Annotated in this window: 17 protein-coding genes and 2 pseudogenes; 12 read left to right on the forward strand and 7 right to left on the reverse strand. The window is 41.2% G+C overall.

Going from position 1 to position 19,270, the window contains the following annotated elements; all coding sequences use genetic code 11:
• The first annotated feature begins 39 nt into the window (after positions 1–39).
• Together HWQ58_RS28260 and HWQ58_RS28265 are read left to right on the forward strand one after the other, a co-directional pair.
• Positions 40–1,551, forward strand: a complete 1,512-nt coding sequence (locus HWQ58_RS28260) for an AAA family ATPase (RefSeq protein WP_292870414.1) — start codon at positions 40–42, stop codon at positions 1,549–1,551.
• A gap of 142 nt (positions 1,552–1,693) precedes the next feature.
• Positions 1,694–2,044, forward strand: coding sequence for a DUF1257 domain-containing protein (locus tag HWQ58_RS28265; RefSeq protein WP_094350625.1), 351 nt, complete (start codon positions 1,694–1,696; stop codon positions 2,042–2,044).
• Between the two features lie 159 nt (positions 2,045–2,203).
• Here HWQ58_RS28265 and HWQ58_RS28270 read toward each other — a convergent pair whose 3' ends face one another.
• The 3 genes and pseudogenes from HWQ58_RS28270 to HWQ58_RS28280 all read right to left on the reverse strand — a co-directional run.
• On the reverse strand, positions 2,204–3,139 hold the full coding sequence (locus tag HWQ58_RS28270; protein WP_292870416.1) for a pentapeptide repeat-containing protein: 936 nt from the start codon (positions 3,137–3,139) through the stop codon (positions 2,204–2,206).
• Positions 3,140–3,194: 55 nt separating this feature from the next.
• A pseudogene (locus HWQ58_RS28275) lies at positions 3,195–3,290 on the reverse strand (Uma2 family endonuclease); the annotation flags it as partial.
• Between the two features lie 54 nt (positions 3,291–3,344).
• Positions 3,345–3,536, reverse strand: a pseudogene (locus HWQ58_RS28280) (DUF5678 domain-containing protein); the annotation flags it as partial.
• Positions 3,537–3,764: 228 nt separating this feature from the next.
• Here HWQ58_RS28280 and HWQ58_RS28285 point away from each other — a divergent pair.
• From HWQ58_RS28285 to HWQ58_RS28300, 4 genes are all read left to right on the forward strand, one after another.
• A complete protein-coding gene (locus tag HWQ58_RS28285) occupies positions 3,765–4,949 on the forward strand; it encodes an AbrB family transcriptional regulator (protein ID WP_292870419.1) in 1,185 nt (394 codons plus the stop codon).
• 49 nt (positions 4,950–4,998) lie between these two features.
• Positions 4,999–5,346 (forward strand): hypothetical protein, encoded by a 348-nt coding sequence (locus tag HWQ58_RS28290; RefSeq protein WP_292870422.1) that lies wholly within the window; start codon positions 4,999–5,001, stop codon positions 5,344–5,346.
• Positions 5,347–5,395: 49 nt separating this feature from the next.
• On the forward strand, positions 5,396–6,211 hold the full coding sequence (locus HWQ58_RS28295) for a DUF1838 domain-containing protein (protein WP_292870425.1): 816 nt from the start codon (positions 5,396–5,398) through the stop codon (positions 6,209–6,211).
• A gap of 289 nt (positions 6,212–6,500) precedes the next feature.
• Positions 6,501–7,304: a nucleotidyltransferase domain-containing protein gene (locus HWQ58_RS28300; RefSeq protein ID WP_292870428.1), complete on the forward strand. Its 804-nt coding sequence runs from the start codon at positions 6,501–6,503 to the stop codon at positions 7,302–7,304.
• A gap of 57 nt (positions 7,305–7,361) precedes the next feature.
• Here the strand turns inward: HWQ58_RS28300 and HWQ58_RS28305 are convergent, their stop codons facing one another.
• Together HWQ58_RS28305 and glsA are read right to left on the reverse strand one after the other, a co-directional pair.
• The gene (locus tag HWQ58_RS28305; RefSeq protein WP_292870431.1) at positions 7,362–7,547 is read right to left on the reverse strand and encodes a hypothetical protein; all 186 of its coding nucleotides are present in this window, start codon (positions 7,545–7,547) and stop codon (positions 7,362–7,364) included.
• Between the two features lie 78 nt (positions 7,548–7,625).
• Complete coding sequence (glsA, locus tag HWQ58_RS28310) at positions 7,626–8,591, reverse strand: glutaminase A (protein ID WP_292870540.1); 966 nt, start codon at positions 8,589–8,591, stop codon at positions 7,626–7,628.
• An 888-nt stretch (positions 8,592–9,479) separates the two neighbouring features.
• On the opposite strand from glsA, the gene HWQ58_RS28315 reads away from it, so the two are divergent.
• Complete coding sequence (locus HWQ58_RS28315) at positions 9,480–10,583, forward strand: septal ring lytic transglycosylase RlpA family protein (RefSeq protein ID WP_292870434.1); 1,104 nt, start codon at positions 9,480–9,482, stop codon at positions 10,581–10,583.
• A gap of 166 nt (positions 10,584–10,749) precedes the next feature.
• On the forward strand, positions 10,750–12,354 hold the full coding sequence (locus HWQ58_RS28320; RefSeq protein WP_292870437.1) for a bifunctional pantoate--beta-alanine ligase/(d)CMP kinase: 1,605 nt from the start codon (positions 10,750–10,752) through the stop codon (positions 12,352–12,354).
• 401 nt (positions 12,355–12,755) lie between these two features.
• On the opposite strand, the gene HWQ58_RS28325 is transcribed toward HWQ58_RS28320, so the two are convergent.
• On the reverse strand, positions 12,756–13,151 hold the full coding sequence (locus HWQ58_RS28325; protein ID WP_292870440.1) for a hypothetical protein: 396 nt from the start codon (positions 13,149–13,151) through the stop codon (positions 12,756–12,758).
• A gap of 774 nt (positions 13,152–13,925) precedes the next feature.
• Here HWQ58_RS28325 and HWQ58_RS28330 point away from each other — a divergent pair.
• The 4 genes from HWQ58_RS28330 to HWQ58_RS28345 all read left to right on the forward strand — a co-directional run bounded on the left by HWQ58_RS28330 (position 13,926) and on the right by HWQ58_RS28345 (position 17,324).
• Positions 13,926–14,528: a superoxide dismutase gene (locus HWQ58_RS28330; RefSeq protein WP_292870443.1), complete on the forward strand. Its 603-nt coding sequence runs from the start codon at positions 13,926–13,928 to the stop codon at positions 14,526–14,528.
• A 261-nt stretch (positions 14,529–14,789) separates the two neighbouring features.
• Positions 14,790–14,996, forward strand: coding sequence for a hypothetical protein (locus HWQ58_RS28335; RefSeq protein WP_292870446.1), 207 nt, complete (start codon positions 14,790–14,792; stop codon positions 14,994–14,996).
• 69 nt (positions 14,997–15,065) lie between these two features.
• Complete coding sequence (locus HWQ58_RS28340) at positions 15,066–16,202, forward strand: AIR synthase related protein (protein WP_292870449.1); 1,137 nt, start codon at positions 15,066–15,068, stop codon at positions 16,200–16,202.
• A gap of 435 nt (positions 16,203–16,637) precedes the next feature.
• Positions 16,638–17,324, forward strand: a complete 687-nt coding sequence (locus tag HWQ58_RS28345) for a PHP domain-containing protein (RefSeq protein WP_292870452.1) — start codon at positions 16,638–16,640, stop codon at positions 17,322–17,324.
• 353 nt (positions 17,325–17,677) lie between these two features.
• On the opposite strand, the gene HWQ58_RS28350 is transcribed toward HWQ58_RS28345, so the two are convergent.
• Positions 17,678–19,048, reverse strand: a complete 1,371-nt coding sequence (locus HWQ58_RS28350) for an ATP-binding protein (protein ID WP_292870455.1) — start codon at positions 19,046–19,048, stop codon at positions 17,678–17,680.
• Between the last annotated feature and the right edge of the window lie 222 nt (positions 19,049–19,270).

Genomic DNA, 19,270 nt, shown 5'->3' on the forward strand with positions numbered 1-19,270 from the left:
GTCTCTACTGTCTCTATAAGGTCTCAAGTAGGTCGAAGTATGAACGAAGAGCTCAAGATCCTAATTCAAGCTCAATACCCTTTAATCTACCTTGTTACCTCCGAGGAAGAGCGGGCCGAGCAAGCAATTTCCACAATCGCCCAGTTATTAAAGCCCCAGCGTCGAGTATTTGTTTGGACAGTAACACACGGGATTGTTGAGTATGGTCAACCCCGGAATGTCACCCAGCATAATACCGTGTCTCCAGAGGCGGCGATTGAGTGGATCATCCGGCAGAAAGAACCAAGTATATTTATTCTTAAAGATTTACATCCCTTTATAGATGCGCCTGCAACTAACAGATCGTTACGTGATGCGATCGCTAGTTTCAAAGGTATGCAAAAGAACATCATTTTGATGTCTCCGATGCAACAAGTACCTATAGAACTGGAAAAAGAAGTTGTTGTTCTCGACTTTACATTGCCAGATATGGCTGAGTTGAATAAAGTCTTAACTCACCATATAGAGCAAAATCGTGGTCGGCGACTGACAACAGAAGCCAGAGAAAAACTTCTAAGAGCTGCTTTAGGTCTAACTAAAGATGAAGCTGAGAAAGTCTACCGTAAGGCACAGGTAACTAAAGAGCGTTTAACAGAAGATGAAGTAGACATCGTTTTATCTGAGAAAAAGCAACTAATTCGGCGCAATGGCATCTTAGAATACATTGAAGAAGATGAAACTATTGATGCTGTAGGTGGCTTAGAAGAGTTAAAAAGATGGCTCAAGCAACGCTCTAACGCTTTCACAGAAAGAGCGAGAGAGTATGGTTTGCCTCAACCAAAAGGAATGTTAATTTTAGGAGTTCCCGGTTGCGGTAAGTCATTAATTGCCAAAACTACTTCCCGGCTGTGGGGTTTACCATTGTTGCGGTTGGATATGGGGCGAGTCTACGACGGCTCAATGGTGGGACGAAGCGAGGCAAATCTGCGGAACGCCCTGAAAACAGCAGAATCTATTTCCCCAGCGATTTTGTTTATCGATGAATTGGATAAATCCTTTGCTGGTAGTGGAGGTTCTTCTGATTCTGATGGGGGGACTTCAAGTAGAATCTTCGGCTCTTTCCTCACCTGGATGCAAGATAAGAAATCACCAGTGTTCGTGATGGCAACAGCCAATAGAGTAGAACGCTTACCTGGCGAGTTCTTGAGGAAAGGACGCTTTGATGAAATTTTCTTTGTCGATCTGCCAACACCGGAAGAACGGCAGGATATTTTCAATATTCATCTGACCAAACGCCGTGAAGACATCTCTCGATTCGATCTTGAGCAATTAGCCAAGATGTCTGATGGCTTTTCTGGAGCAGAAATAGAGCAAGCGATCGTTGCGGCAATGTATGAAGCTTTTGCCCAAGATCGGGAGTTCACCCAACTAGATATTATTGCTGCACTGAAGGCAACTTTGCCGCTGTCTCGAACGATGCAAGAACAAGTAACGGCTCTGAGAGATTGGGCCAGACAGCGCGCACGCCCCGCAGCATCCTCCGTAGCTGAATATCAGCGAATGGAGTTTTAAAAGCTTTCCTCTGCCATCCCAGGGGGAAAGGCTAGCTGAAAATGCTAGCAGTTATAAGAAAAGCCGCATCCTGCTTAAGCGCGGCTTCGCCCAAAACAAACCGTTGTCGTCTTTCTCAATCTTCTCATTGGAGGAAACCCAAATGTCTCACTTTAGCACCCTGCGTACCAAAATCACCGATGCCGAAATCCTCAAGGCTTCCTTGCGCGACCTCGGTATCAGCGTAAAGACTGAAGCTGATGTCCGTGGTTATAACGGTCAGCGTGTCCGTTCTGACATCGTTGCCGTATTAGAAGGCGAATATGACCTCGGCTGGTCTCGCAATGGCGATGGTTCTTTTGACCTAATCGCTGACCTGTGGGGCGTTGCTAAGAAGCACAACCAAACCGAGTTGATAAACTCAATCAACCAAAAGTATGCTGTTAACAAAACTTTGGCTGAAGTGAAACAGCGCGGTCTGCAAAACGCCAATGTGAAGTTGGTATTGCAATAACAATTTCTCTGCGCGTTCCCAAAGCTGCACGGGTTAACCATATAAATAGCGGTTAGCCCGCTTTTTTATCGGGACTGAGATGTATTTCTCAGTCCCGATTTTTGATGAGTCTAGTCAATACTAATTTAAAATAAGTAAGATTCTTGAGCCTGTTTGCTATCAATCATCATCCCTTATGCTTCCATCTGGCATAACGGTACTGTCAAATATAGCGTTATAAAGATAAGCATTGTTTAAATTTGCACCTTCCAAGTCAGCACCTGTGAAATTTGCTTTTTCTAAATCCGCACCTTCTAAATTTGCTTGAAAAAGAGAGCTATTGCTTAGATTCGTACCTTTCAAATTTGCATAGCTTAAATCAGCCTCGCTTAAATCCAAATCACTAAGGTCGGTATTTTCTAAGCTAGCAGAATTTAAATTTTCTCCAGAACCAATAAAAATAGCTTGTTCAAAAATCTCGAAAATACCTATTCCAGGTATAGAAAGATATCTTGTTTTTTCGTCAATTATTGTCTCAGTATCATAGATACAGTCTGTAAGAAGTTCACCTATATCCATACCTGTAAGGTTAGCACCAATCAAATTTGCTTTCCGTAGTCTTGTTCCATCACTAAAGAAAGCATTGCTTAGATTTGCGCCTCGCAGGTTAACTTTATCTAACGTACTTTGGTATGTCGTGATATTGCTTAAGTTGGCATAACTAATATTAGCTTCTTCTATCCAGCCATGATCCATATAAATGTTACTCAAATCTGCATAGCTAAAATCCACTCCTTGAAAACGACCAGACAAGTTGGCGTGACTCAGATTAGCTGCTTTGAAGTTAGCGTACTCTGCTTCAGCTCCGTCAAGACGAGCATTACTTAAATTAGCACCTTCAAAATTTGCTCCAAGCAGCGTAACCCTTTGTAGACTAACATTACTCAAATTTGCGTAACTCAGATTCACATCATTAAGATGAGTACCAGTCAACTCAGCACCATTTAAGTTTACCCCACACAGATCAACTTCTTCCAAGTGTAGACGACTAAAATTGACACCAGAAAAATTTCTTTCACCTATGGCGTAGCGTCTGAGTAATTCTCCTGCATCCATAGCTCCAAGCTCTAAACCTGTTTATTAACATCAACTTTAAGATTTTGATTTAATTTTACCAAACCTGACTTAAATCTAAAACCAATCCAGGTAGTAAAGGTTCACCGCACAGTGTCTTAGGGTTATTCAATTCCTCAACCGCAGTATTGGGCAGAAGCGAATTCGTAAAATTTATTTCTATAGAAGCAGTCTGACGAGGAACTAGGTAAATTAAAAAAGGCTGTTTTGCAGCATTAGCTAATGTTAAAACTTCGCGTAAGTTTTCGCTGTGAGCAATTATTCCATTTGCATTGTAAGCGATATATTGATTTTTATATAAATCTAATAACATCTGGCGGTTACGATTTAACCACTTGAACATTTCATCTGTTTCTCTTTTAGAGGGAGTTGTGTTCATATATTTAATTTTGTCTGTGGATGTAGAATATCTCTGGCACTATTTTAATTGTCTGGTGCAAGAGGTGAGCTACCAAACCTGACTTAAATCTAAATCTAAAATAAACTCACCACTAGAACTAAAACCCTTCACCTGTATCATTTTGCTTGTTGCTGGTAATGTGCGATCGCATCGCTGGAGATCCACTTTTGCACCTATAGCTTAGACTTAAAAAAAAGCTTAGTATCGATGAATCAAAGTATAAGTGGTACTCCCAGTCTGGAAGAACACACTCATGAAAATCTTGTTGTTACCAAACAACAGCTATTTGGCAAGCAACTAATTGTCCTTGCCTTGGAAATGCTTCTGGCATTACCTCTGGGTTTACTCCTCGCAAAGTTCCAAATTGGCAGGATTGCCTGGATATTTGGCGGGATTGCCGCTGGTACAGTGGTTCTCCAAGGGTGTCGAATTTTTTATCAATATTCTCCCCAACCTAACCGCACTGCTAGAAAAGTGGGAATGGCACTTGTCGGCTTAACTGTCGGCGCTTCCAATTCCCACGCTAATTTAGCTAGTATTGCTTCCGGTATTCCCATATTTATTTTTCTTACCTTGTTTTTGCTGCTGAGTGGAAGTTGTATCGGTTACATTTACTCCCGCGCCAGCAAAATCAACCTATTTACAGCAATGCTGGCTACAGTTCCTGGTGGTGTAGGAATTATGGCTGCGATCGCTGCCGATTACAATAAAAATGTTAGCTTGGTTGCCCTAGTTCAGGCGATTCGCGTCACCTGTGTAGTTGTTCTAATTCCCTTCATCGCTAAGACATCAGCTGGTAATTACTATCCGCAAACACTCCCAATCAAAGCCGCTTGGCTCAATTTCGATCCATCTCAACTAGAATTACTCTTGTTAGTACTCCTAATTACTGGATTAGTAGTTTATTCAGCTATATTATTTAAAATTCCCGCCGGCGATTTCTTTGGTGCATTATTGATTGGTATCGGGTTTAATCCTTTGCTACATTGGCTGCCTTTTGTGGGTGATATTAGCTTTAGTCCGCCGCCTTTAATTAACTTATTGGGTCAAATGCTTCTAGGAATTACTATTGGTGAATATTGGGGAGACAAACCCAACTTTAGAAAGCGGACTGTCGCCTATGCCTTAATGTCTGTAGGCATGACCCTCATCGCCGGAGCGATCGCTGCTATACTTGCGATGCAATTAACCTCTTGGGACTGGTTAACCTGTCTTTTAGTCACAGCACCAGGAGGATCGGCAGAAATGATCTTAGTTTCTCTGGCATTGAATCATAATGTTGAAATTGTCACAACTGGTCATTTGGTGCGATTAATTGCGATTAATAGTTCTCTACCTCTTTGGCTGTTTTTGTTTCGCCATCTAGATGAGCAACTTTCTGAACCAGTTTAATTGATAAAGGCATGGGGTATTGGGGATTGAGCAAAAGAGTAGAGTTTTTATGCTTCTTCATGAGTATCAAAGACTCGTTAATGGAGTTCAAAGGCTCATTTATGAGTATCAAAGGCTCATTAATGGAGTTCAAAGGCTCATTAATGGAGTTCAAAAGCTCATTAATGGAGTTCAAAGACTCATTAATGGAGTTCAAAGGCTCATTAATGGAGTTCAAAGACTCATTAATGGAGTTCAAAGACTCATTAATGGAGTTCAAAGGCTTATTAATGGAGTTCAAAGACTCATTCACGAGTATCAAAGACTCGTTAACGGAGTTCAAAGACTCATTAATGGAGTTCAAAATATATTTCTTATACCTCTCCCCTACCTTTTAACTTCTAAAGATGCAATTTGAATGCTGGTTAGCTTATCCTTTTGTTATCCAAATACGAAGGATGCTTTAGATGGTTGCCCAAATCCAAGAACTTGAAGCCCAGCATTGGGTTAAAACTCGTTCTTCCCTCGATCCTACCGAATCGACTTTCCTGATTTGGAAAGGTAAAATTTACGCCTTTATCCCCGGTGAAAAAAGACAACTCCTGTTTAAGATGCTGGGATTGAGCGTTAGCCGATGTATTCCCACAGCAGAAGGTAGCTGGGATTTTACTTCTAGGGAACTGACTTACTACCTCAACCCCAAAACAGATGAGGTTTTACCCAAATGGGAAAATCCTTGGACAGGCGAGACAGTTCCGGTGATTCACGTTGCCAATAATCCTGTACAGGGAAAATTTGAGGGAAATTTCCCCGCACAAGTAGATGGTGACAGTACAACCTTCGTTTTTGATATATTTCCTTATTACCCCAATCCCTTAGTAGACGATCCAAAATTTGCCGAATACAGCCCAAATCCAATTTATCAGGCAGCGGAATTGTTTAAATTAACAGTGCCAACCGCAGATTTATTCAACCCAGCACTTAAATCAGTTTCTCAACTCAAACTGAGTTGGGATCGGATTGGTCAATGGCTTCCCTGGATGAAAATGGGCGATCGCCCCGGTCATCTGATCTACAGTGCTGTTGGCAGCAAAGTCAATGGTTTAACACAACTGCCCCTAGTGCTGCAAGACGAAATTAATAACCGTATTCCTCTATATAAACAAGCCCCAAAAGCATTGATAGATGGGGAAGATATGACTTCCTGGTTGTACTTCCAAAAACATTTTCAAGCTTACTTGGCTGGTGAAATCTTCCCGCTTCCCCAAGCAGAAGAATTTTGATATACTCCCCCGAATTCGATTCGGGGGATTCTAGGCTGCTAACAGCGACATAATATTAACCTTGACTATCGTTTTAAAAGAACTATAGAATACAAGCCATCTCGCCTATCTGTAACAGTTAGTGAAGAACTCACCAATATAAAAATCTCATGTTTCAAAAGCATTTTATATGCTAAAGAAAACCTGGCTAACTAGCTAAAGATAGATGGGATTGGCGTTTAAACTAATCCCTCCGACTGCCGCGTAGGCGTAGCCAGCCATAAGCATCGCTACTAAAATTGGAGATAGTATGCCTGTTCCTGAACCACAAGGAGAGCTTCTAAAACAGATTTTGGCAAAGTTGAAGACGGATGACCGCTTGCTAGGGGTAGCAATCGGTGGTTCCTATTTGAGTGGAGAAATGGATGAGTATTCCGATCTGGATCTCATTATTGTTGTAGACGATGTTCATTATGAGCAAGTTTTAAAAGAGCGTCAGCTTTTAGCCAGCAGCCTTGGGAAACTTCTAGCAGCTTTTATCGGTGAACACGTCGGCGAACCCAGATTATTAATCTGTCTCTATGACAGTCCTCTTGTACACGTTGATTTGAAGTTTTTGCTTTTACAAGATTTTCAAACAGACCGCACAGAAAATCCTATTATTCTATGGGAGCAAAGAAATCTACTAACCTTAGCTGTTTCAGATAATCTACGGAACTATTCACCTTTTGACCCGCAGTGGATTGAAGACCGCTTCTGGGTGTGGGTACACTACGGTGCAACCAAATTAGGAAGAGGTGAACTCTTTGAAGTAATTGATTTTCTTTCTTTTCTGCGTGGGCAAGTTCTGGCCCCATTAGCCAAGGTACAGGCTGGACTGCTTCCACGCGGTGTGAGAAATCTGGAAAGGGAAATTCCATCTTATTTGAGCGATTTTCGGCAGACTATTCCCGCTAAACATGACCAAGAGGAAATTGCGCGATCGCTTCAGCATACCATTGTCTTTTACCGTCAGCTTCGTTCTGCCTTAACAACGCCTCAGTTAGTTATACACTCTCAAGCCGAAGCCGCCTCTATAAAGTATTTACAAACAATAATAGATGGCTTTAAATAACTTTGATATGTTCTTGGTTTTCAAGTTGTATCTTGAAAATTGAGCTGGAATTATTGGTCAATGTGATTGATTGATTCGCTTCCTTAATTCGGCTTGAATTTCTTCGTCTGTAGTGCAAACTACACCTGGTCTGGCTGCTAGCCTATCCATATAAGCATGAAACGCCTCCGTATTTTGTGGATGCGATCGCACATAAGCTAGTAAATCCTTATCTGACATTGCCTGATAATCGGGCTGTGTCATTTAACCATTACCTCTCCATTAGAAAAAATTTCTACTTCAATTGTGTCGCCAATTAAAACAAATATTCGTTGGGTTCGTTCATTGTTGACACTCAAATAGATGTAGCCCTAAGCATTGGGAAAGTTCTTCACACACCTTTACCCCCCGCACACTGTTACCACGCACATCCAGTAGTGGCGAAAAAACTCCAATGCCCATTTTATTGGGTACAACGGCGATAATCCCTCCACAAATACCGCTTTTCGCGGGAATCCCAATTTTATAAGCCCACTCACCTGCAAAGTTGTACATGCCGCAGGTATACATAACACTCAGAATATCTTTGATGTAACGCTTATCTACCGCTTGTTCTTTGGTAATGGGGTTAATACCTCTGTTAGCAAGGGTAGCCGCCATCACCGCTAAGTCTTGGCAATTCACCATCACAGCACACTGCTGGAAATAAAGATCCAGCGCCTCTTCAATGTTCCGGTCAATCATGCCAAAGTTGAGCATCAGATGCGCCATTGCGCGGTTGCGATGCCCTGTACTTCGTTCTGAGGTAAAAACTGAAATGTCAACGAACACGTCGCGGCCAATATATCGATGAAACATATCCAGCATTCGGTTGAGGCGTTCGGTAGGGCCAGAACCTTTGATTAAGCTTGTAGTGGCGATCGCTCCAGCGTTTACCATTGGATTATAAGGTCGCTTCGATTGCTCATCCAAAATAATCGCGTTGAATGCATCCCCCGTCGGTTCCACGCCAACTCTAGTCAAAACATAATCCAGTCCATGATCTTCTAAGGCAAGTCCATAAGCAAACACCTTAGAAATTGACTGAATAGTAAAAAGTTGTTCGTAGTCCCCAACTTTGTAAACCTGACCATCTACTGTCACAATGCAAATGCTGAACAAATCCGGGTTTGCCTTTGCCAGTTCAGGAATGTATTTTGCGACTGCACCCTCCCGCAGTGACTTGTACTGGGAATGCAACTCGTTGAGAACAGCTTTTAATGGCGATGGTTCTATTTCTATATCTCCTTGATTTGTCATTAGGCTGATGGCATTTCCCAAAATACCTACTATATATAGAAGAGGTGCAGCTGTACATCCCTACAGTTACAAAGATTTTGTCAAAAACAGTTTGCTCTCAAAAATCATACTTGAGTAATTACTGAGGTTAAAAAAAAGGTATTGTAATATATATTACATATAGCATCTGTTATCTAAGCGATCGCAAAGTTTTCTTAATTTTTAAGTCATTAATCCGGAAAAATATTAACTTGAGTATTGCCTTTTTTTTATACTCAGCAATACTGTAATATCAAGTTATATTTATCACCAATATTAGTCTAGTTGTGAGAATAAAAGTAATGATTAATGTAAGTAGAAAAAACTTTGAAAAAAGATATTAGACTCAAACTAATTTGCATAATTATTTAAGATGTAACTCCTATCACGAGTTATTCATAGTTAAATCTAAATATTTCCTTAAATAAATTATTTTAGGTATTTATGCCGATGCTATTTAATTAAAGTTATATTATGTACCGAGATTAAATCGCAAAAAAACATGTAATCTAGAATACACGAGTAGTTGCGAACCTTTACAACCAATGTGAATAGGGTATCGTCACTTTGGCATGAAATAAACATAAAATTTTTTGAAGAAATTTTTGACTTACACAAAAAAGCGTTACATAGCCAAAGTCCGCTTTTGAGAAAGGTTTCGCCCTTCAAATTGGAATGAAAATTTGAGAAAGCGGGCAATAGTTACGCTAAAACCCTGATCCCCAAGCCAAAAGGTTCGTGTTAGTCTGTTGCAGTTATAAAAAACAAAGTGAAAACGGAACGAGTTCGAGTTTTTCAAATAGGGAAATCACTTTCATTAGTGAAAAATCCCGCAAGTTATAAAACTTAAGTTCTACAGTCGCTTTCAAAAACGGACGCATGAATCAAAGACATTTGTGGACTATTGTTGCCCTGTTTATGGCTGTTTTGGGAGTACCCTCAGTCGGTTGCACTCAAACCATCAAGGGAAATGCGCTAGCATCCCAAAAATCACCCGCCCCTGATGTCGTTAAGGTGGGAGAGTACCAATCAACAGCAGGGAAACAAACCTTGGATGCTGTGATTACAGAAATTCATCCTCACAACATTAAAGGACGTAAGGCGGCAACCCTTTTTATCAGAAATATACCTGTTCTCACCTTTTTAAGTTCTGTATCAAATACGAATCTTGAAACTAAAAAAGTTGGTGCAATTGGCAATACTGGGGGCGTACAATCGTACGCCCTTATTAGTAGCAATTCATCAAATGTATTAAATACTGGGAACCTAACAGATGCGAGTAACCAGATTAGCTCCGCTGACGTTGACCCGGTTCAGATAGCTGGTGTAATAGCAGCTAAGATCAACCAGTTGAATCGGGAAAATGTGGACGGGAGTAAGATTACCGTCAGTTGGAAAGCTGGGGAAAAATCTACTGCTAATCAAGCGCAAAATAAAAGCGCCCCTGCCCAAGAAGATGGCGAGCGCTATGTAATCAAAATTAATGGTGAAGAGTTGGTAGAAATCAACGAAGGTACGCGATTAGCAGGTACTACCAACGATCTAGCGGAAGATGCATTGCAAGCAACGAATCGCCTGCGGAGGCTACTAGGCAATGCATCTCCCTTAAAAGAAATTGCGAATTTACCAGTACGTCAACCAGTATCGATACCAAAGCTGCCTCAACAGATTGCCGTCGGAGTAGTGCGAGCCACCTTGAGAGGCATGGCTTCTTATTACGGTTATGACGGCTCTGGTAATCGTACTGCTAGCGGACAGAGATTCAATCCAGAAGAAATGACTGCCGCCCATCGCAGCTTACCCTTTGGTACGCAAGTGCGTGTAACTAACACCCGCAACGGTCGTTCTGTAGTGTTGCGGATTAATGACCGAGGCCCATTCATTCGGGGTCGAATCATTGACGTGTCTGTCGGCGCGGCTCGGATTTTGGGAATGATGGGCAGTGGTGTTGCACCAGTACATATTGAAGTCTTAGAGAAATAATTGAGTGGGGAATAGGGAATAGGGAATAGCGAATAGAGGTTTTTCCAATGCCCAATCCCCAATCCCCAGTTCCGTATCACTTAATTCCCCTAGTTAAATCATCTCTTCCCTCTATTTCGGATATAAACTAACGGGGGAGGGATCGATAAGAACTAGGGGTATTTTTGTGCGCCTGCTGACAACAGTCGCAGCTTTACGCTGCTATTTAACTAAACACTGCTCAGAAAACAAGCTGATTGGAGTTACTGAGGATCTGAGATTAGATGAGATGACTGGCTGGTATCAGACCGCAGTCGGTCTAGTGCCAACGATGGGGAATTTGCATCAAGGTCATTTAAGCTTAATCCAACGGGCGCGGCACGAAAATTCTACGGTGATTGTGAGTATTTTCATTAATCCCCTGCAATTTGCTCCTAATGAGGATTATCAACGCTATCCCCGCACTTTAGAGCCAGACCAACAACTTTGCGAACAAGCTGGGGTAGATGCCATTTTTGCACCGACTCCGGAAGAAATGGCAGTTCCTCAGAAGAGTATACAAGAATCAAAGGTTACACAAGTTATCCCCCCATCTGCTATGATAACAGGCTTGTGTGGTCGTTCTCGGCAAGGTCACTTTCAGGGTGTCGCTACGATTGTTACCAAACTTTTCAATTTGGTACAGCCTGACCGTGCCTACTTTGGTCAAAAGGATGGTCAGCAACTAGCAATTATTAAACGCTTAGTAGCTGACTTAAATTTGCCAGTAGAGATTGTTGCTTGTCCAACAGTACGGGAAGCGTCGGGTCTGGCCTTCAGTTCTCGCAATCAATATTTGACGGCAACGGCAAAAGAGCAAGCAACGGTGTTATATCGGGGCTTGCAACGAGCTCAAGCCGCATTCAAAGCAGGCGATCGCAATAGTAACAAGTTGATAGCACTGGTACAGCAAGAAGTGGCAATGGTCAACACGGTCTCAGTGGAATATATTGAATTGGTTGAACCGACTACGTTGATGTCTTTAGAAAAAGTTGAGGAGGAAGGAATGTTGGCGATCGCAGCTCGTTTTGGTGCTACACGTTTGATTGACAATATCATATTGCGCGATCGTCAACCCATTATCGCTATTGATGGCCCAGCTGGTGCTGGGAAATCCACAGTGGCGCGGCAAGTGGCAGCAAACCTAAATTTAGTATATTTAGATACAGGAGCAATGTACCGTGCTGTCACTTGGTTAGTATTGCAAAAGGGGATTCCTATTGAGGATGAGTGTGCGATCGCCGAATTAACTAATCGGTGTAAAATTGAACTTACTCCCACTCAGGATTTACAATCGTCCGTGCGGGTTTGGATTGACGGCACTGATGTTACCCAGGCAATTCGCACGATTGAGGTAACATCTCAAGTATCAGCGATCGCGGCACAAAGCGCAGTCCGTCAAGCACTGGTTAAACAACAGCAAAAGTGGGGCAAAAAAGGTGGTTTAGTTGCTGAAGGTCGGGATATCGGTACTCACGTGTTCCCGGATGCCGAAGTGAAAATCTTTTTAACCGCTTCTGTAAGTGAACGCGCCCGTCGCCGCCAGCAAGACTTTAACACCCAAGGTCAACCTGAAGTGAGTTTAGAGCAGCTGGAACACGACATTGCCGAACGTGACTGGAAAGATAGTACACGCAAAGTTTCTCCTTTGCAAAAAGCAGCAGATGCTATCGAAGTGCAAACTGATGGTTTAGCCGTGTCAGAAGTCACGGCAAAAATAGTTAACTACTACCAGCAACGTCTATCTGAGTAGTGTCATCGAAGAGAGCAAGGAGACAAGGGAACAACCATTTAATCAATCTCTGCTACTGTCTACCTTGTCTCCCACTTTTGTTGTACTCTTCTGGTCACTAATAAAAAAAATACCTGTAATCAGGATTATTGCCCAATACAGTTCAGTTAAACATTTCTTCTCTTTGCGTCCTTCTCTACGAGACGCTACGCGAACGCGTCCTCAGCGGTAGCCTGCGGCAAGCCCTTTGGGTGACGCTCGTACCTCGCTAACGCTACGCTAACAGCAGTCGCTCATGGGGAAAACCCCCTTGGCGCTAGCCTCTCCCTTTGGGAGAAGACCGCGCTGCTTCACCGCTTTGCGTCTACGTTAAAAAAATTGACTTTAGCAAAGAATTTTAGCCTTAACCCAAGCGTATTGGATTATTGCCGATTTTGGCTTCTAATTAAGAGTTGTTCTGTACTTGTCAGGATGAGCAGTGGCGCGACAGATACTCTGGCAATCACCTCTATTGCCCAGTTGTGATTCACCAAGTCAGGGATCGTTGTAAAAAGCGTAAATCCAATGATGAGTGAAAGTAAGATCATGAAAAAATTCCGATCCCAAGCAGGTTTATCGCGCAGTCTCTCTTGGCGGTCTATTAAGCGTTGTCGCCAAAATTGAAAGGTACTAAGGACAGCGACAAGGTATAACAGTCCAGCATTAATTAGCAGGGTTATTTTATGGTTTGGAGTGATGTCAGGATGCCCAAGTGCGATCGCCGTTAAGCAAACTCCTGCTACTACATACAGAAAAGTAAACAGGGTAAAGTGTTTCATTAGTTTCTTTTTGTGCTTTGTAAAGAGGGCAGACTCTAAGGCAAACGCATCAAAATTATACTTCTTTCTCGTAACCAAGGTTAAGAATCAACGAAAAAAACAGCATTTACTGTTTGATTTAATTTTCTAAGCCTCAAGACAATCTCTAAAATCTTTGTCAATAAGCAGAGATTAATCAGATGGTTTTGGAGTTTATTGATAATGAAATAATCTTATTGACATGATGCGGCTGCCCTGCCCTGCCTTCCTAACTCTAGATTTCCTGCACCCAGAGATAGTGCCAAAATTTAGCCGATTATTTTAAGTAATAACTTCTTTTAAAATTAATTCATCCAGCCTTAGACTGATTCTTTAAATAGCAATTAATCTTACTAAAGGTAGAAGTTCCAAAGCTTTAATTGCTGCTTTTAATTAATTAATACCAATTGTCATAGCACTCCTGAATGATTTCTGAACTATGAAGTCTGCCACTTATAAGAAAATTCCAAAATATAAGCTTTGCAATTGATGTGTTTCAAATCAGATTGTAATATATGTCTTTAGATATGAAATATTAGCCATTTTTATTTATGGTGATTGCATACAAGCGATTTTACTTATTTTACTTATTAGAGAAAGACTTTGTTTTTCGTTTCACTTTGGTAGTAGAATGACGATGTTAAGTTTTATGTTCCACGATCTAAGACATAAAACTCCTGAAAATAAAAGCTATTAATGTCCTAAGCTTCTGCAATAGCTTAAAACTGGAAACCGGTAAAGAGAGGATTTGACACAATGGCATTTGTACAGCCCCCACTACCCTTTGAAAAGGATGCTCTAGAGCCTTATGGTATGAAAGCTGAAACTTTTGACTATCACTATGGCAAGCATCATAAAGCTTATGTAGACAATCTTAACAAGCTCACTGAAGGTACAGAACTTGCTGATCAGTCTCTGGAAGAGGTGATCAAAATTTCTTTTAAAGACTCCTCTAAGGTGGGAATCTTTAACAACGCTGCCCAAGTTTGGAACCACACTTTCTTCTGGAACTCCTTGAAACCACAAGGTGGTGGCACACCTACAGGTGAACTTGCAGCCAAAATTGACAAAGATTTTGGTAGCTTCGACAAATTCAAAGAAGAGTTTTCTAACGCGGCTGCAACTCAATTTGGCAGCGGGTGGTCTTGGCTGATCGATGATGGTGGTACGCTGAAAGTGATCAAAACAGCAAATGCAGAAAATCCCCTAGCTCATGGTCAGAAAGCACTCCTAACCTTGGATGTTTGGGAACACGCCTACTACATTGATTTTAAAAACGCCCGTCCAGCGTTCATCAATAATTTCCTAGAAAACTTGGCCAACTGGGACTTTGCTGCTGAAAACTTGGCTAAAGCTTAATCAGTTTCAGTTTTGAACTGAGTGCGATGCCTTTTAGTAAACTGCTTCTTACCTTTTGAGAATGGCAAAGCTAAATGTGTCTACGCCGCTTGTGCCAGACTATATAAAGTAAAAGCAATAAGTTAATTTACAAAAGTTGAAGCAGAAAGCCCAATAGGAAAGGGAGAAGTTCTTTTTAATTTCTCCCTTTTCTGTTTTCCAGTAGTGGGACAGACATCGCCTAAATAAAAGTAGTGACATGAAAATCAAAATATAAAATATATGGATAGTAAAGAACTAGCGCAATACATCGAAGCAACAAATAGCATTTCTAAACCTTGGGTATTAGTACAACTGCGCCTCAAAAAATTGCAAGAGCGTCGAGCCACCCTGACAAATGATGTCTACATCAAAGAATTAGAAGATATTTACCAAGACTTGATGAATTTGGGGGAATGGTGGCGTGGTATTGAAGATGAGGTATTTTAAAGTGAGGAGTTATGAGTTATGAGTTTTCCTAACTTTTGACTCCTAACTTCTAACTTAAAACGCAATCTGATGGCTCAAGCTCTCGATCAAGTCGATTACGATACTCTCGATGCTGCAAAACGACGCTTCATCGATGCTGCAAAACGCACACTTGGCTTTGCAAGCGCTTATGGCATCGTGCCCGCGTCAGGTCTGGGAGCAAGTGCTAACGCTTTCAGCCTCAACCTTGCTCCGTTTTTGGAGGCCGGGGCTAGAGAACTTTCTATGACGCTTGTCCCCGAAGGACTGGGCACCGCAGACGATACGCGCCCTGACGATCTTTCTGAAGAAGAACTTCAACGATTCTGGTGGAATATTGGGATTAAGATCATCTCGTGTCTGACGAACGATGCCGCAACTTCAGGTATGCAGACTATACTTCTCGGTCTTTATCTGCCATCGAGTACTCCTGAAACAATCTTTACCCCCGCTTTCCTTGATGGGTTTCTTGATGGAGTAGTTGAGGGCTGCAAACGCGTGGGATGTGTCTATCTCTCAGGGGAAACTCCTCAACTCAAAACCAAGATGATTCCAGGGCGGCTCGACATCGCTGGCTCGGTTTTTGGGGTTATGCCCGCTGGTGTCGCTCCTATTGATAGCTCGCGTCTGGATGCCGGAAATACCATTGTTCTCGTCGAAAGCTCGGGCCCCCATGAGAACGGCTTTACCCCACTGCGAAAGCTTGCTGAGTCGCTCCCTGATGGTTATAGAACAAAACTCCCAAGTGGGCAGGAGTTCTGGGAAGCAATGAATGCTGCGTCGTATCTTTATACGCCGCTTGTACAGGCTGTGCTTAGTGAGGGAATTCGTCCCACGGCGATGGAGAATATCACTGGTCACGGCTGGCAAAAGCTGATGAGGTCGGTGAAGCCGCTTCGGTATGTGATTGAAACGATGCTCCCAGTACCAGAGATATTTACATTTGTTGAAAGTCATCTTGAAGGCGGGGCCGAGACGATGCTTTCAGTGTTCAATTACGGTGCAGGATTCGCATTCTATACAGAGTCAGAGCAGGATGCACATAGAATTGTCTTGCTTGCAACAGAGCATCAACTTTCGGCTGTGATTGCAGGAAGAGTTGAAGCGTCTCTTTCCCGCGAGGTAGTGGTAGAACCCCTTGGAGTCACCTTGAAGGGAGATTCTTTTGGAATTGCGCGAGGGGTATAATGAGCGCCGAGCGATCGCTAGTTTTCTCGAAGTGTAGACTCACTTAGGCAATCGCTAAAGTCATTATTGATTAGAAAAAAGCTGTAATTACTGAGATAAATAGCATTTGTTATACACAAAAATAATTTCATTTCAGACTTATTAGAGATAATTACTCTATTAAAGCTTTATTTTATAAGTCATTTACCACAGATGCTAAAAGCATATTTATGAAATTTTAGATGTCATATTTGCCACTACTTAATAATAAAGTAGTTCAAACTACTCATGACTACTGAGATTAAGATTTGCTAACGTAGTCTTAACATATTGAAAAATTTGCTGAGAAAGCTGAGAAAGTAGCAGCCGTTACTAATTTTTAGTGTTGGTTCTTTCTCATCTAGAGATGTGGCATTTTGGTGTGTTAAGAAAATAAATTTTTCTTCAGAGGGGGTTATGGTTGTAAATTTGGCCCGTACTACAGCTTCGGCAGAACTTTTGAAGCAAGTATTCCGTAATATTGATGCACATAGTTGTCCAAGGTTGTTCAACTTTCACATGCACACTGTCCACTCGGATGGAAGGTTGCAGCCAAGTGCATTGATCGAGCAGGCGATCGCTATTGGGCTAAAAGGTTTAGCCATCACCGATCATCATGGTATTATTGGCTATCAAGCGGCCCAAGCTTGGTTGGAAGATTGGAAGTGGAATAATCCTAATGCAAGCATTCCTCACCTGTGGAGTGGCGTAGAAATTAATGCCAACCTTTTAAATATAGAAGTTCACATTTTGGCTTATGCTTTTGCAACAGAACACCCTAGTATGAAACCCTATCTGCAAAGAAGGGCGACTACAGGCCAAGAATATCAGGCAAGTAACGTGATTACCGCTATTCATGAAGCTGGGGGATTGGCAGTTCTGGCTCATCCAGCTCGTTACAAGCGATCGCTTTTCGATTTAATTCCAGCTGCGGCGCAAAAGGGGATCGATGGTGTGGAAACTTTCTACGCTTACAATAATCCTAACCCCTGGAAACCCAGCACCTTGCAATCAGAACAAGTGCAAAAGTTAGCTGATGAATACTTTCTTTTCAATACCTGTGGTACTGATAGCCACGGTTTAAGCCTGCTACAACGCTTGTAAAGATGAATTTATGCTTTTAACGGGGAACAGGCAACAGAGTAGGTTTTGGGCGAGTATTTAAACCTCGCCCAAAACGCTCGTCTTCATAGGCAGGGCTTCAAACCCCTTGATTTTTAGGGGTGAATTACCCATACGACCTGACGGTGAAGTGTGGGCTTCCAACTTCACTAAGAAATGCCGCGTCTTAGACTTGTGTCCCTTAATTAGTCTTACTACCTCTAAATTGACGTTAGCCTCCCCCGTCTCTGAGGAGGACACTATTTTGATACCTTCTGCTCTAATCGCTGCGTCCTTAGCCAGTTCATTAAAAAATTCTTAACACCAAGCGTATTGACTTTTGACTTTTAACTATATTAACTACTGACTCTAACTGGAATTTCGATGATAAATTCTGCCCCATCACCAAGTTGAGAGTTTAGGTAAATCCTGCCATGATGTTTTTCAATAATTTGATAGCTAATTGCTAAACCTAAACCTGTACCTTTATTAACAGGTTTAGTTGTAAAAAAAGGGTCGAATATTTTACTTTGGATTTCTGGAGCAATTCCGGCTCCATTATCTATAATTTTAACTTTGATAGTTTCTAAGTCCGTTAGTTCAGTTCTAATAACAATTTCTTTTTGATGTTGATAATTTGAATTTTCTAATAAACTATCTATTGCATTATTAATCACATTGATGAATACTTGATTTAATTGTGCAGGATAACATTCTATTCGTGGGAGATTAGCATACTCTTTAATTACTTCTATTTTTTGCTTCAGACGATGGTTTGGTAAAAATAGCGTACTTTCAATTCCCTCATGAATATTTACAGCTTTTTTCTCAGATTCATCGAGGCGAGAAAAGTTTTTTAAATAAAGTATAATTTCCTTAATTCTGTCAGTTCCTAATCTCATAGAAACGAGAATTTTTTGAAAGTCATCTATCAGAAAATCTAAGTCAACGCCAATATCTGGAATATTTTTTTGAGCCTCAGGATACTCTTTTTGGTAAAATTGTATCAAACTCAAAAGACTGTGAATATGTTCGTGAAGATGATGAAAATTACCGTGAATAAAATTGATAGGATTATTGATTTCGTGGGCTAAACCTGCAACCATTCTGCCCAAGCTAGACATTTTTTCGTTTTGAATTAATTGCACTTGAGTTGTTTGCAATTTACGTACAGTATGTTCTAATTCCTGTGCTTGGAGTTTAGCATTTACAGTTGCAGTTGAGAGTGCCTTAAGGTTATTGTAAGCCTTGGAATGATAGCGAATGCGAGCAATTAACTCAACGGCGTCTGGTAATTTAATTAAGTAGTCATTTGCTCCCTCAGCAAAGGCTTCTGCTTTTAGCTTTGGTTCTTCTTTACTCGACAACATAATGATGGGAATATCACGAGTTGATGGATGAGAACGAAACCAACGCAGCAGCATTAAGCCATCTATATCTGGCATAATCAAATCTAACAAAATTACCGTTGGCTCAATGGCGATCGCTTGATGGATTGCTTGAGTTGAATCGTTGAAATAATTAAAACTAATATCCGTTTCGTTAGCAATCATTCTACTTATTGCTTCACCAATTATTACCTGATCGTCAATTAACATAACTTTCACTGTATTTGTGTGAATATTTACTTCACTTAGACAGTGTGGTGATGCTAATTGGGTACTCAAGTTAGGTAATAACATTTCTATTTGCTGGACTTGAGAGATAGGGTTGACTGGTTTTATCATGTAAATTTTACTAATTTTTTAAAAAAAATATCTATATATAAAGTATTTGTTTAGGTTGATTATAATCTAACATATATAAAAGTAAATAAGTTTACATATCGTAAATAAAATGAGATTAATACTATTCCGAAAGAGGTATACAGATAATGATGCAGGGATGTGAGAACGCGGTGATGTGGAGATTGATTTGTTGGGAGATATTTAAAAAATAGTATAAATACT

The sequence above is a fragment of the Nostoc sp. LPT genome (genome assembly GCF_017115165.1).
GTDB lineage: Bacteria > Cyanobacteriota > Cyanobacteriia > Cyanobacteriales > Nostocaceae > Nostoc.

Excerpts from the sequence above, each read along its gene's own strand:
- HWQ58_RS28295 (WP_292870425.1), top strand. The coding sequence starts at position 5,396 with ATGGTTGCCCAAATCCAAGAACTTGAAGCCCAGCATTGGGTTAAAACT.
- HWQ58_RS28290 (WP_292870422.1), top strand. The coding sequence starts at position 4,999 with ATGCTTCTTCATGAGTATCAAAGACTCGTTAATGGAGTTCAAAGGCTC.
- HWQ58_RS28305 (WP_292870431.1), bottom strand. The coding sequence starts at position 7,547 with ATGACACAGCCCGATTATCAGGCAATGTCAGATAAGGATTTACTAGCT.
- HWQ58_RS28265 (WP_094350625.1), top strand. The coding sequence starts at position 1,694 with ATGTCTCACTTTAGCACCCTGCGTACCAAAATCACCGATGCCGAAATC.
- HWQ58_RS28340 (WP_292870449.1), top strand. The coding sequence starts at position 15,066 with ATGGCTCAAGCTCTCGATCAAGTCGATTACGATACTCTCGATGCTGCA.
- HWQ58_RS28335 (WP_292870446.1), top strand. The coding sequence starts at position 14,790 with ATGGATAGTAAAGAACTAGCGCAATACATCGAAGCAACAAATAGCATT.
- HWQ58_RS28260 (WP_292870414.1), top strand. The coding sequence starts at position 40 with ATGAACGAAGAGCTCAAGATCCTAATTCAAGCTCAATACCCTTTAATC.
- HWQ58_RS28345 (WP_292870452.1), top strand. The coding sequence starts at position 16,638 with ATGGTTGTAAATTTGGCCCGTACTACAGCTTCGGCAGAACTTTTGAAG.
- HWQ58_RS28270 (WP_292870416.1), bottom strand. The coding sequence starts at position 3,139 with ATGGATGCAGGAGAATTACTCAGACGCTACGCCATAGGTGAAAGAAAT.
- HWQ58_RS28350 (WP_292870455.1), bottom strand. The coding sequence starts at position 19,048 with ATGATAAAACCAGTCAACCCTATCTCTCAAGTCCAGCAAATAGAAATG.
- HWQ58_RS28300 (WP_292870428.1), top strand. The coding sequence starts at position 6,501 with ATGCCTGTTCCTGAACCACAAGGAGAGCTTCTAAAACAGATTTTGGCA.
- HWQ58_RS28325 (WP_292870440.1), bottom strand. The coding sequence starts at position 13,151 with ATGAAACACTTTACCCTGTTTACTTTTCTGTATGTAGTAGCAGGAGTT.
- HWQ58_RS28315 (WP_292870434.1), top strand. The coding sequence starts at position 9,480 with ATGAATCAAAGACATTTGTGGACTATTGTTGCCCTGTTTATGGCTGTT.
- HWQ58_RS28285 (WP_292870419.1), top strand. The coding sequence starts at position 3,765 with ATGAATCAAAGTATAAGTGGTACTCCCAGTCTGGAAGAACACACTCAT.
- HWQ58_RS28330 (WP_292870443.1), top strand. The coding sequence starts at position 13,926 with ATGGCATTTGTACAGCCCCCACTACCCTTTGAAAAGGATGCTCTAGAG.